Genomic DNA, 11,826 nt, shown 5'->3' on the forward strand with positions numbered 1-11,826 from the left:
CCTTTAGTTTAGGATGCGCAGCTTTCGCATTCTTCAATCGTCAGTGCGCGGCTGCGTACATAATAGGTCGACTTCATACCCGATTTCCAGGCATGGATGTGCAGTGCCAGGAATTCCGTAGCTTTAATGTCAGGACGTACATACAGGTTAAAGCTTTGGCCTTGGTCAATATGCCGCTGACGTGCAGATGCCATGTTGATCGAAGCATGCTGATCCAGCAGGAAGGCCGTTTTGTAGTACCAGATTGTCTTTTCATTCAAGTCCGGTGCAGGATTGGCAATCTTGTAGGTTGTCTTCTCTTCATAGGAAAGCAGCTCATACAATGGATCAATACTGGCAGTGGAACCTGCAATAATTGACGTGGAACCGTTAGGTGCAATGGCGAACAGCCATGCGTTGCGAATGCCGTTTTGTTTCACTTCTTCTGCAAGCTCGCTCCACTCGGACGAGGTGACGAATTTGCCTTCACGCGTACCGTCCGTATAGCCACGGGATGTGAAATAATGCCCGGTTGACCAGTCAGAGCCCTCAAATTTGGCATAACGTCCTTTTTCCTTTGCCAGCTCCATGCTGGATTTAACAGCCAAATAGTTGATTTTTTCATACAAATGATCGTTATAGGTTACCGCTTCATCAGACTCCCAACGGATGCCTTCGAGTGCGAGCAGGTGATGAAGACCGAACGTGCCCAGACCGACTGCGCGGTATTGGCTGTTCGTATATTGTGCTTGCAGCACTTCAATATTATTAATATCAATGACGTTATCCAGCATACGTACCTGAATCGGTACGAGACGATCCAGTACCCCTGCCGGAACGGCGCGAGCCAAATGGATGGAGTTCAGGTTGCAGACAACGAAGTCGCCAGGGATTTTGGAAATGACAATGCGTGTTTGTCCGTCCTTGGTGACCAGTTCCTCTTTTTCTACCACAGTCGCAGACTGGTTTTGCATAATTTCCGTACACAGGTTGGAGGAATATACCATGCCATGGGCCCGGTTCGGGTTGGCCCGGTTTACCGTATCACGGTAGAACATGTACGGTGTACCGGTTTCCAGCTGCGATTTCATCAGACGTTTCATGATGTCGATCGCAGGCACCGTGATGCGGGAAAGTATAGGATGCTGCGACGCTTCCTCATATTTCTCACGGAAGGAGCCTGAACCGAAAGCTTCATCGTAAAAATCCTCCAGCCCCAATGGGCGGCCCTTTTCGTCCTTCCAGCCCATGACCTTCTTCACTTCATGCGGGCAAAAAAGGTTCCATTCGCCACGTGCTTCGACCCGCTCCATGAACAGATCGGGCAGACATACGCCGTGGAACACATCATGTGCACGCATCCGCTCATCACCGTTGTTCAGCTTCAGGTCAAGGAACGCGAGAATGTCCTTGTGAAATACGTCCAGATAAACGGCAATCGCGCCTTTGCGTGTACCCAGCTGGTCTACGCTGACGGCCGTATTGTTCAGCTGGCGAATCCATGGAATAACACCCGAGCTTGTGTTTTTATGTCCGCGGATATCGGAGCCGCGCGCCCGTACCTTACCGAGGTATACGCCGATGCCGCCGCCCATTTTGCTGAGACGGGCTACATCGGTATTGGAATCGAAAATACCTTCCAGCGAGTCGTCTACCGTGTCGATAAAGCAGCTGGACAGCTGTCCGGCCACCTTTTTTCCCGCATTGGACATCGTTGGTGTAGCAGCGGTCATGTACATGTTGCTCATCGCCCAATAGGCTTCCTTGACCAGCTCCATACGCTTGTCCGCAGGCTCCTTGTGCATCAGGTACATCGCGATGATCATGTAGCGTTCCTGCGGCAACTCCATCACACGTCCGTCAAAGTCGTTCGCCAAATAGCGCTCAGACAGCGTCAGCAGCCCGATATAATCGAACAGGAGGTCATTTTGCGGCAAAAGGGAAGCACCCAGCTCATCAATTTGCTCTTTAGTATAGTAATCGAGCAATTCCTGACGGTAGATTCCCTTTTCAACCAGCTCTGTGATCAATGGATAGAAGGCGCCGTAAGGCTCGTCTGCATAGGATTTGTAACGGCGGTGAGTCGCCGCTTTTTTATACAAGGAAGTGAGCAAAGCACGCGCAGCGGCAAATTTCCAGTCCGGTTCTTCCTTGCTTACCAGTTCAAGGGCAGCCATCGCAAACGCGTTGCTGATTTCATCTCCCGTGACCTCGTCCCGGCGCAGCTTGCTGGTTACACCGCGAATGAGGCGGTCTTTATCCAGCTTGTCCAATCCGCTGAGTACACGGTCGGCATATACGGAAATGCGTATTTCATCAAAAGCCAGCTGGCGATTGTTTGGTTTTGTTACGAGTTGTGGCATAGGATTAATTCCTCGCTTTCCTGATTTGGAATACTTACTTAGGGAATAGGCATGAAGATGATCATGTTGACAAAGAAAATAATGAAAAAAGCGATGGTTCAGACAGCATTTTGAGGCTGTATGTAATCCCATAACGTAGAAATAGCGATGCGCTTGCCAATGAAGGAGGAGAAAGTTGGTTCCCATGCAATTTATCGGCTGCATCACTATATTTAGAAGTGTTATGAATATTTAACCCAACATATTGTGTTTATAAACTTAAAATTTCAAATAAGTGCAAGGAGTATTATAGCAACATTCGAAGCCATACGTAAAGGAAAAGGAATGGAAAATCAAAATATGCAGGGAAAACGCGGACTGTATTTGAATTGAGGCTGTGTGAACGGTACAATGAATGATAGAGAGTTTTTTTTCAGAAACAATCAGCGTCTCAGCATACATATGGCCTTAATGTGGAATAAGGTTGCTCTATCGGATAGTGTTTTTAGATTCTAAAAAGTGAAGTGTAATTTCAAAAATAAAGGAGGCACACCACGATGGCCATCGCGGAAGTGACTGTAATCCCAATTGGGACGGGAAGTACCAGCCTGAGCGACTATGTTGCCCAAATGCAAAAAGTGTTAAAGACGCAAAAAGGAATTACCTATGAGCTTACCTCTATGAGTACGATTATTGAAGGCTCGTTGGACGATGTGTTTACCGCCATTGCAGCGTTGCACGAAGCGCCGTTCCTGTCAGGGGCCAAGCGCGTCTCCACCTCGGTCAAAATCGACGACCGTCGCGACAAGCCTTCCTCCAGCCGTCAAAAGCTCCGTTCCGTAGCAGATAAACTGTCCGGCACAGGGATAGCGAATGTGACCGAATTAAATCCAAATCCTAGTTGAAAAAATGAATGTAAGTCATTGATTTTTATGTAAGTAAGAGTATAATAGTTTTTGTTGTCAGCTTATACTGACTCGCTGGTGTAGCTCAGGGGTAGAGCAACGCACTCGTAATGCGTAGGCCGGGGGTTCAATTCCCTTCACCAGCATCTTATAAAACTCAAGCACAGCGCGGCTTCCAAGCTTTTTGGAGGTCGCGCTTTTTTGTTGGAGTGAGCATTTTTCTAACATTCTTCTAACCTTTAGTCTAGTAAAGTGGTTTTTTGGTGTTAATATGCTCTCCTATTATTGGATCCCATAAAACGGAGGAAGAATATTATTGCCTCAACACATACGGACGTCGTTGTGTAATCCGAAAGCATCGGTAACATCCTGCTGGCTTAATGTCGGCGGGGTGTTTTTTATTTACCTGCTTGCCCTATCACAGAACGTATTTATACATATATTAAGGTGAGGACAAATAAAGGAGGTTAAAGCCATGGGTGCATATGGAGATACAGGTGCAGGTGTTGGCGGTATGTGGACTTCTACAGCGGCAATTTTGGTGCTCTTTATCCTGTTGGTTATCATCACTAAATCAATTTGGGTTTAATTTTGTAAAAAGGGCTGTTGAATAATATCACTTCAATCATTTTCAAGGATGGTAAAAGGTTTAATCCAATGAGCAGCCTAGCCGGATTGTCAGCAACGGGCTTGTAGAACTAGTGTTTAAGATATACAAATGGTCAAAGATGATAAAGCTGCTTAAAACGAGTGTACACCCTATCGGCTTTGGCTGGTAGGGTGTTTTTTTTGCTATTGCTCACATATATTTACATCAATTTTTTGTTCATCTTCCAAGTTAGATTCCAAAAATTCGATCCCCTTAACAGTAATACTTATCGACAATACTTCATCCATTCCTTTGCCACCCATAGGTGTAATATCTATAAATCCCATAGACAAAAGATAGTGGAAAGCTAAGTGGCGTTCGGTATTTCGCTCTTGATATATGTCACGTTTTGTACCAGACATGCTGATTTCGCCGCCACTAAACCAAAGCTGGTATAGTTCTCCTAGTATATCTAATCTTAACTTTTTGCGCTCTCTCACCTTCTCAATATCTACCATTTCGGTTATCCCCTCTCAATAAAATGACAATGGTCAGGACACTAGAAATAATGTAATGTTCCTGACTATTGTTATTTTTAAACTTTATACTTATTTCAGTTCAATTTTATCTGGATCGTTGGAAATAATGATTTTCGGATCATAAGCTCTGGCAGCAGACCAATTTTCGATATTTGTTCCCCAATATTCACAAAATAAAAAATAACGACCCTCATAAGAGTCGTTATTGATAATAAAAAATTATTAGAATATTCCATGACTAGTGGGTGTAATTGAACCAGCTCCCGTATTAATGGGCGGTGTGCTGATGATCAGACCTAATACGATTGCCAAGGTAACAAATGCCTTTTTCATTTTTCAGTTCCCCTTCCAGAATAATTTTAAACATCTCTTCGAACTGCTTAATTTGGTCTGGAGTAGCAAAACCTCTAAACGACTCGAATAGAGCTATACAGCGTTTAAAATATTTTCCTTCCTCGATTATAACAGAGGATTCTAATGCCTGTAATACGCAATTTAATGCATCGACAAACTTGTCTTTTCTAAGTTGATACAAAGCTAAGTGGTAGGAGTGAATTGAAAAATGTTTCCGTAATCCTCCAGCTCGACAAACGATGCACTATGCTGACTCGTTGCTTCTAGCTCTGAGTCAATGTCCCACCCATGTTGTAGAGCTGCTTCTACAATACTGACATGCGCCGGAAGCCAATCGTCTTCTGGCGATATTTCCAAAAACCTTATATACTCAGCAATAATATGCCTGTTGCCCTCAAACATCATTAGTTCGTACTCGTTCAATTTAGCTAAAAGCTTGAAGTTATCCACCACCTCAAGCCCATCTTTGTCTAACTTGTTAAACCAACCAAGTTCTGCGTATTTTTCAATGCAGTCCTTGGTGGCTGCATAATTTTGTAACTTAAGGTGTGCGACACCACGCATCAGATGACTGTATCCGTAATAAAACACAAGGGGTTGTTTTAACTGCTTATTATGTAAATTATCGTGTGTGTTGTTTAGCATCATATCATAGTTTGACTTGGCACAATTATATAGATGTTCAGTTAGTTTTAGGAGTCTTTCCCAATCCCCTGAGGTATAGCACATCCTAATGTAATGTACTATTGCGTCTAAATCTTCAACATTAAGTAGGTCTTTTTCAATAGCGTCCACTTCCATTACCAAATCCTCCTTTTTTGATTTACCGCATAATCCCACAATATAGAACTATTTACCATATGTCAATTACGTATTTCTATAATTTTCAAGTACCTACAAGCCTGATGATACCCTTGTGATTCAAGAGGTATGGGGATAACAAAAAAAGAGCCGAGAGATAACCCTCACTGCTCTCATTATAAAAAAAGCTCTGCTAACCTTATGGTCGGCAGAGCTTTTTTCGTTGCAGGAATTACCGAACAATTCACCGAATACTTATCCTGAGGTGATAGCAAGAACCATACATATAAAGTGTTAAAGTCAGATATAGAACTGTTTGCAGCAGCATTAAGCGAGGTAAGAGTATATGTAGTCCAACCGTTGAGTTATGATATGGTAGATATTGCGGACTATGGTGGTCCATTAGAAAAGCTTACTCCGGAGTCAGTTAAAATATCAGGAATGTATTATATGAGAGGGCAGTTTGAGTTTAGAGTAAGTATGTAGTGCTTTATGCAGATGTAAATAAATGCCTTAGTTATCCCGATATGATATACGCAATGAGTTGTCAAAAAGGTGAGGATTCTAGTTGATGGCCTTAATGGGTTTTCTAGCTGTGCTTTTTATTTTGTTCTTCTCGCTCTGGATATCGGCTAGGCGTGACAGAAGAGCACCGAAAGTAATTCGTCGAGCAATAGTTCTTGATAAACGTGTAAGGTTAGAAAATGATTCGCCCTCTGAAGATTATTTTTTTACTTGTGAGTATGAAAATGGGGAAAGAGAAGAGCTAGAAGTAGATGAAAGTGAATATGGGATTATAGTTGTTGGAGACACAGTTAATGTAATAAGACAACGCAAAATGTTAAGAGTAGAAAGAGTTGTTTCTTGATTAATAAACTTTACTGGGAAACTGATATGAATTGAATTTAGACCAGACGTAACAAAGGACTCTCGCTGGTATGTAACCAGTACGGAGTCCTTTGTTGTTTATTTAGTCGAATACTCGCTTACTTCGAATGTAAGGATTTTATTGAAAATTACGTAATCTTTTCGATTGCTGAATGGACCCTTGTTATTGGAATGTTTATCAATGGAAAAAAATGAAGCTCCTCTACCAGCATCCTTTGCGTCATACCAAGCGATAAAGGCATTCAATTCTTTTTTACTCAGATCAAATTCCTTATCAAATCCATTGTCCATTGTTACAACCAAGATGGCACGATCGCCGGTAGGTTGTGAGGATCCATCTGAATCCGATGACCCAGGCGTTGTAGACGGATCAGGCGTTGTAGATGATCCAGGTGTTGTAGATGACCCAGGCGTTGTAGACGGATCAGGCGTTGTAGATGATCCAGGTGTTGTAGATGACCCAGGCGTTGTAGACGGATCAGGCGTTGTAGATGATCCAGGTGTTGTAGATGATCCAGGCGTTGTAGATGGATCAGGTGTTGTAGATGACCCAGGTGTTGTAGATGGATCAGGTGTTGTAGATGAACCTGAATCTTGGTAAGGCAAAAACCCTTCAGGAATCGGATATTTAAAGGAACTGGCTCCAAAATTAGCAGTAAGCGTTCTTTCTTGCGATGAACCACTCATAATCATTGGGAACACTTGTGATCCAACAAGCTCTGAAGGTTTTGCACTGTTTGTTCCTTGAGAAACCCCATTTTTATACCATGTGATCTTGTCGTTGTCCAAATCTAGAGCTACACCAATCACGTCTTTGTCGACGAACGGTTTACCAAAACTAGTTCTTTTAAGAATGTTTGATGTATTTTTTGTTTTAATAAATAATTCAGGGGTGTATCCATAGTCTAAAATTAAATCCCATGAGGTTGACGGTAATGTATCTGTTTCTCCAGTAATTCCTATGGCAGATGCCGAAGTACTATAAGAATTATCCTTTATAGTTATTTCCCAGTACCATTTACCTGAGGTTTTTCCTGTAGTTGCTTTCTCAGATTCATTACTTTTCGTGAGAGTTCTAACTAAAGATCCATTTGTCCAAGTTACATTTGTAGTCTCAGCTTTTGTAACGGTAGGGAACAAGGAGAACACGGTAACTCCAATGAGCAGGGCTAGCATCATAGTTCCTAGTTTTTTGAATATAATATTTTTCATGACTTCCTCCTAAATATATGTAATAACAAGGGAATTATAAAACTCTATTGGGAAAATTGTCTAAACATTAAATTATATATATTACAAAATAAGATCTATAGTGGAATTTAAATTTTTGAGGTACGTAGGTCGTCGATAATGTATAAAAAGGTACTTGGCATTAAATTGAGTGAAATTAAAGCGTATTTCAGTACCGCTGTTAGTCAAATGATTATCGTAGAAGGAAACCTTATATGATCTACCGAATGAATTTGTGGAGGTGATCGTCATGAATCGCACATTTAAAATATTAAATACTGACATGGAATTGTTTGGAGCTGCTTTGGTTCAGTTGCACGTATACGTTGTATCTATTGATGAGGAATTACGCGTAACGTTTGAGGATTATGGTGGAGTAGTAGAGAAGATTACGCCGGAATCGGTCAAGATTGCGGGTAAAATTTTTAGGCGAGACCATTTCGAGTTTCGGGTATACCTAGTATCAGGTGAAAACGCAGGATGACCTAATAACTTAAAAACAATATATACCAGGATCATTGGAATGGATATAATGTTCCTAATAAAAGGAGTTGGAGGTACACAGCCCATGATAAGCATTGAACAAAAGTCGGACACTATAATCGTAGTGCTGCATGAGATTTACGGAATGAACCAGCACATACAGCATATGTGCAGATTATTATCGGATCAGGGTTATGACGTGATTTGTCCAGATTTATTGGAAAGACAAGCCCCCTTTGACTATTCACAAGAGGAAGCTGCCTACCAAAATTTTGTGGACAATGTAGGCTTTACCCACGCATCATCACAAATTAAAAATTTATTATTAAGCATTCGAGATCGCTATGACAAAATATTTATCGTCGGATTTAGCATAGGGGCAACGATTGCCTGGCTGTGTAGTGAAGAGCAATGTGTCGATGGCCTCGTAGGATTTTATGGCTCACGTATTAGAAATTATTTGGAAGTGACCCCACAATGTCCAACACTGCTATTTTTCCCACAGGAGGAGCCATCCTTTGATGTAGGTGAGCTAATTTCTACCTTAGATCACCGCCATAATGTCAGAGCATACCAATATAACGGACAACATGGATTCAGTGACCCGTACTCTTCACGATACAATGTCCATTCAGCTCAAAAATCGTTAAATGAAATGCTGGCTTTTTTAGAAAAAGGGACGCTTTCATGAGTAGCTAATCTAGCCGATGTTTATTGAAAATAGTTCTTTAAAGCCTCTCTTACCTTCTGCTGTAACGCGTATCGCCCGGGTCGTGGGCAGACGTTCAATCCAGTGTAAGGCCAATAATCTGTCCAAAAGGGCGCTGCCCAAGGCACCGGCTAGATGGTGACGCCGTTCACTCCAATCCAGACATTTATGGGAGAAGGAGCGGCGTTTTTGTCTCGTTTGTGTAAGATCAACCTGGAAATCTGCAAAGAAAGCCTCTCCTTTTCCGGTAATGTGAAGTCCGTCCTGATCCTCGGACAGAATCCCCTTTTGCATCAAAGAATTCATGATTTGTACGCCTAAATGACCTGCAAGATGGTCGTAGCAAGTTCTTGCCAACCGTATGGCCTCGTTTTCAGCGGCTTGTTTGAACGATTTAATTTGAACGGGTGGAGCTATGGATAAAAGTGACTCCATCACGCAGGCAACCTCAGGATTTTGTATGCCGAAATAGCGATGGCGTCCTTGTTTTTCCACAGTAACGGCTTGTGCCTCGATCATTTTAGATAAATGAAAGCTGGCCGTTTGCGGTTTAATACCAGCCATATGGGCCAATTCGCTTGCCGTATGGAACCTGCCGTCTAATAAAGCGGTAAGTATGGCAGCACGGGAAGGCTCGCTCACGAGAGAAGCAATCATGGCTACATTGGATTTGGTGCTCATGGCACAGTTATCCCCCTTTGTAATTCATACTTCGATGAAGCTTGAAATGTTTTCATTTTACAATAAGGAGGCAGATATGAACAGAAGGAGAAGGGATGATGGACCAAATGAATCCAATTAATCAAATAAATCAGATGAATCTTAGCCCAGACATGAAGACGATTAACCCAAGCATTTTATATTACGGGACACCTGTCGTTTTGCTTAATACATTGAATGAGGACGGCACTGTAAATATTAGCCCCATCTCCTCCTCATGGGCATTGGGCGATTGCCTGGTATTAGGCATTGGAATAACCGGGAAAGCGTTCGAAAATATGAAACGGCATCCTGAATGTGTCATCAACGTTCCGGGGCCTTCTATGTGGGAGAATGTAGAACGCTTGGCTCCCTATACAGGCAAAAATCCTGTACCGGCGGAAAAGAAGCAAAATGGATTTACCTATCAAAAAGATAAGTATGAGATTAGCGGATTAACTCCGATTGAATCTATTAGGGTCAAGCCCACCCGAATCAGGGAATGTCCTATTCAGATTGAAGCTGAGGTGAGACATATCCGCATTCCTGACCACGTTTCTTATTTTGCGATCGTCGAAACTCAGGCTGTGCAGGTACATGTTCACCAGAATAAGCTTCTAGGAGAAAACCATATTGATCCGACCAAGTGGAGTCCTCTCATCTATAATTTCCGCCATTATTTTGGTTTGGGTGACCATTTGGGCAAAACCTTCCGCTCCGAAACCTGATGATTCAACAAAATAATAATTTCCTACCCGAATAATGAGAATTATCTTCCCAAATGATTCATTTTGTGCGAGAATGATTGAAAAATCATCCATGATTACGCATACAGGAAGAGACGATTCATACAGCACGTATAACAAGGGAGGAAATAACCATGTCAGAAGAACGCAAGCTGTCATTTGAAACTCTCGCTGTCCACGCCGGACAACAAGTTGATCCTACTACTTTTGCCCGTGCCGTTCCGCTATATCAAACGACTTCGTATGGATTTCGGGATGCGGAGCATGCGGCTGATTTGTTCTCACTCAAAGAGTTCGGCAACATCTATACGCGTCTGATGAATCCGACCACGGATGTGTTCGAGCAACGGATTGCAGCTCTGGAGGGAGGAGCTGGTGCGTTGGCAACGGCTTCGGGAGCAGCAGCGATTTCCTTTTCCATCCTGAACATTGCAGGAGCAGGAGATGAAATTGTATCGGCCTCCAGCCTGTATGGCGGTACATATAATCTATTTTCTACTACATTGCCGAAATTGGGCATTAAGGTACATTTTGTCAATTCGGATGACCCGGAGAACTTCCGCAAAGCCATTACGGAGAAAACGAAGGCTATATTTGCGGAAACGATTGGCAACCCGCAGGGTAATGTGCTGGATATAGAAGCTGTTGCGGCGATTGCACACGAATATGGCATTCCGCTGATTGTGGATAACACGTTTCCGAGCCCCTATTTATTGCGACCTATCGAATATGGAGCGGACATTGTTGTGCATTCGGCCACGAAATTTATTGGTGGACATGGTACATCTATAGGCGGTGTGATCGTGGACAGCGGCAGGTTTGACTGGAAAGCGAGCGGCCGTTTCCCGGGACTGACCGAGCCGGACCCAAGCTACCACGGGGTCGTGTATACCGAGGCGGTGGGACCGATCGCGTATATTATCAAAGCGCGAGTGCAATTGCTGCGTGACTTGGGAGCGGCTATTTCACCATTCAACTCGTGGCTGCTGCTGCAAGGCCTGGAGACGCTCCATCTGCGGCTGGAGAGACATAGTCAGAACGCACTGAAGGTAGCGCAGTATCTCGAAAGCCACAAGGATGTGGAGTGGGTCAGCTACTCCGGATTGCCGAGCCATCCATCCTACGAGCTAGCCCAAAAATACCTGCCTAAAGGGCAGGGGGCGATCCTGACCTTTGGCATCAAAGGCGGGAGTCAGGCGGGAAGCAAGCTGATCGCCAATGTGAAGCTATTTTCCCATCTGGCTAATGTGGGCGATTCCAAGTCTTTGATCATCCACCCGGCGAGCACAACGCACCAGCAGCTTAGTGCGGAGGAACAGGTTGCTGCTGGAGTCAAACCGGAGCTGTTGCGTCTATCGGTTGGGACAGAAGCGATTGAAGATATTTTGTACGATTTGGAGCAAGCGATCGCAGCCAGTCAACAGTAGACAATGATCGTTATGGGTTTGGTTGACGAGTGTGATGAGGCATTCGTGCAGGATTCAGGGGTTGGTCAGGTGGGGGATATCCTCCACCTTTTTTGCGTTGACAATATACCTATGGGGGTATATTGTATACCCTAT

Annotated in this window: 13 protein-coding genes and 1 tRNA gene; 9 read left to right on the forward strand and 5 right to left on the reverse strand. The window is 43.5% G+C overall.

Going from position 1 to position 11,826, the window contains the following annotated elements:
• Positions 1-8 precede the first annotated feature (8 nt).
• Positions 9-2,342, reverse strand: coding sequence for a ribonucleoside-diphosphate reductase subunit alpha (locus tag GCU48_RS13310; RefSeq protein ID WP_152380313.1), 2,334 nt, complete (start codon positions 2,340-2,342; stop codon positions 9-11).
• Between the two features lie 536 nt (positions 2,343-2,878).
• Here GCU48_RS13310 and GCU48_RS13315 point away from each other — a divergent pair.
• From GCU48_RS13315 to GCU48_RS13325, 3 genes are all read left to right on the forward strand, one after another.
• Positions 2,879-3,226, forward strand: a complete 348-nt coding sequence (locus tag GCU48_RS13315) for an MTH1187 family thiamine-binding protein (RefSeq protein WP_025715986.1) — start codon at positions 2,879-2,881, stop codon at positions 3,224-3,226.
• Positions 3,227-3,300: 74 nt separating this feature from the next.
• Positions 3,301-3,372, forward strand: a tRNA-Thr gene (locus GCU48_RS13320).
• Between the two features lie 329 nt (positions 3,373-3,701).
• Positions 3,702-3,815 carry a sporulation protein YjcZ gene (locus GCU48_RS13325; RefSeq protein ID WP_152380314.1) on the forward strand — a complete coding sequence of 38 codons (114 nt, stop codon included), beginning with the start codon at positions 3,702-3,704 and terminating at the stop codon, positions 3,813-3,815.
• 203 nt (positions 3,816-4,018) lie between these two features.
• Here the strand turns inward: GCU48_RS13325 and GCU48_RS13330 are convergent, their stop codons facing one another.
• Together GCU48_RS13330 and GCU48_RS13335 are read right to left on the reverse strand one after the other, a co-directional pair.
• Positions 4,019-4,333 carry a hypothetical protein gene (locus GCU48_RS13330; RefSeq protein WP_152380315.1) on the reverse strand — a complete coding sequence of 105 codons (315 nt, stop codon included), beginning with the start codon at positions 4,331-4,333 and terminating at the stop codon, positions 4,019-4,021.
• A 558-nt stretch (positions 4,334-4,891) separates the two neighbouring features.
• On the reverse strand, positions 4,892-5,509 hold the full coding sequence (locus GCU48_RS13335; RefSeq protein WP_152380316.1) for a hypothetical protein: 618 nt from the start codon (positions 5,507-5,509) through the stop codon (positions 4,892-4,894).
• Positions 5,510-5,800: 291 nt separating this feature from the next.
• Between GCU48_RS13335 and GCU48_RS27950 the strand changes: the two genes are divergently transcribed.
• Together GCU48_RS27950 and GCU48_RS13345 are read left to right on the forward strand one after the other, a co-directional pair.
• Positions 5,801-5,995, forward strand: a complete 195-nt coding sequence (locus GCU48_RS27950; RefSeq protein ID WP_152380317.1) for a hypothetical protein — start codon at positions 5,801-5,803, stop codon at positions 5,993-5,995.
• 85 nt (positions 5,996-6,080) lie between these two features.
• Complete coding sequence (locus GCU48_RS13345; RefSeq protein WP_152380318.1) at positions 6,081-6,377, forward strand: DUF2500 family protein; 297 nt, start codon at positions 6,081-6,083, stop codon at positions 6,375-6,377.
• Between the two features lie 98 nt (positions 6,378-6,475).
• On the opposite strand, the gene GCU48_RS13350 is transcribed toward GCU48_RS13345, so the two are convergent.
• Positions 6,476-7,609, reverse strand: coding sequence for an SPRY domain-containing protein (locus GCU48_RS13350; protein ID WP_152380319.1), 1,134 nt, complete (start codon positions 7,607-7,609; stop codon positions 6,476-6,478).
• 268 nt (positions 7,610-7,877) lie between these two features.
• Here GCU48_RS13350 and GCU48_RS13355 point away from each other — a divergent pair, with 268 nt between their 5' ends.
• Both GCU48_RS13355 and GCU48_RS13360 read left to right on the forward strand, forming a co-directional pair.
• On the forward strand, positions 7,878-8,111 hold the full coding sequence (locus GCU48_RS13355) for a hypothetical protein (RefSeq protein ID WP_152380320.1): 234 nt from the start codon (positions 7,878-7,880) through the stop codon (positions 8,109-8,111).
• Between the two features lie 84 nt (positions 8,112-8,195).
• Entirely contained in the window at positions 8,196-8,801 is a 606-nt protein-coding gene (locus GCU48_RS13360; protein ID WP_152380321.1) for a dienelactone hydrolase family protein, read from the forward strand.
• A gap of 9 nt (positions 8,802-8,810) precedes the next feature.
• Here the strand turns inward: GCU48_RS13360 and GCU48_RS13365 are convergent, their stop codons facing one another.
• A complete protein-coding gene (locus GCU48_RS13365; RefSeq protein ID WP_152380322.1) occupies positions 8,811-9,500 on the reverse strand; it encodes an ArsR/SmtB family transcription factor in 690 nt (229 codons plus the stop codon).
• Between the two features lie 107 nt (positions 9,501-9,607).
• Between GCU48_RS13365 and GCU48_RS13370 the strand changes: the two genes are divergently transcribed.
• Both GCU48_RS13370 and GCU48_RS13375 read left to right on the forward strand, forming a co-directional pair.
• Positions 9,608-10,246 (forward strand): flavin reductase family protein, encoded by a 639-nt coding sequence (locus GCU48_RS13370; RefSeq protein WP_152382155.1) that lies wholly within the window; start codon positions 9,608-9,610, stop codon positions 10,244-10,246.
• Between the two features lie 152 nt (positions 10,247-10,398).
• Entirely contained in the window at positions 10,399-11,691 is a 1,293-nt protein-coding gene (locus tag GCU48_RS13375; protein ID WP_152380323.1) for a homocysteine synthase, read from the forward strand.
• Positions 11,692-11,826: the final 135 nt, after the last annotated feature.

Origin of the sequence: Paenibacillus brasilensis (assembly GCF_009363115.1) — a bacterium.
GTDB lineage: Bacteria > Bacillota > Bacilli > Paenibacillales > Paenibacillaceae > Paenibacillus > Paenibacillus brasilensis.

Coding starts and splice junctions, on each gene's coding strand:
- GCU48_RS13325 (WP_152380314.1), top strand. CDS start 3,702: ATGGGTGCATATGGAGATACAGGTGCAGGTGTTGGCGGTATGTGGACT.
- GCU48_RS13310 (WP_152380313.1), bottom strand. CDS start 2,342: ATGCCACAACTCGTAACAAAACCAAACAATCGCCAGCTGGCTTTTGAT.
- GCU48_RS13345 (WP_152380318.1), top strand. CDS start 6,081: ATGGCCTTAATGGGTTTTCTAGCTGTGCTTTTTATTTTGTTCTTCTCG.
- GCU48_RS13350 (WP_152380319.1), bottom strand. CDS start 7,609: ATGAAAAATATTATATTCAAAAAACTAGGAACTATGATGCTAGCCCTG.
- GCU48_RS13365 (WP_152380322.1), bottom strand. CDS start 9,500: ATGAGCACCAAATCCAATGTAGCCATGATTGCTTCTCTCGTGAGCGAG.
- GCU48_RS13315 (WP_025715986.1), top strand. CDS start 2,879: ATGGCCATCGCGGAAGTGACTGTAATCCCAATTGGGACGGGAAGTACC.
- GCU48_RS13335 (WP_152380316.1), bottom strand. CDS start 5,509: ATGGAAGTGGACGCTATTGAAAAAGACCTACTTAATGTTGAAGATTTA.
- GCU48_RS13375 (WP_152380323.1), top strand. CDS start 10,399: ATGTCAGAAGAACGCAAGCTGTCATTTGAAACTCTCGCTGTCCACGCC.
- GCU48_RS13355 (WP_152380320.1), top strand. CDS start 7,878: ATGAATCGCACATTTAAAATATTAAATACTGACATGGAATTGTTTGGA.
- GCU48_RS13370 (WP_152382155.1), top strand. CDS start 9,608: ATGAATCCAATTAATCAAATAAATCAGATGAATCTTAGCCCAGACATG.
- GCU48_RS13330 (WP_152380315.1), bottom strand. CDS start 4,333: ATGGTAGATATTGAGAAGGTGAGAGAGCGCAAAAAGTTAAGATTAGAT.
- GCU48_RS13360 (WP_152380321.1), top strand. CDS start 8,196: ATGATAAGCATTGAACAAAAGTCGGACACTATAATCGTAGTGCTGCAT.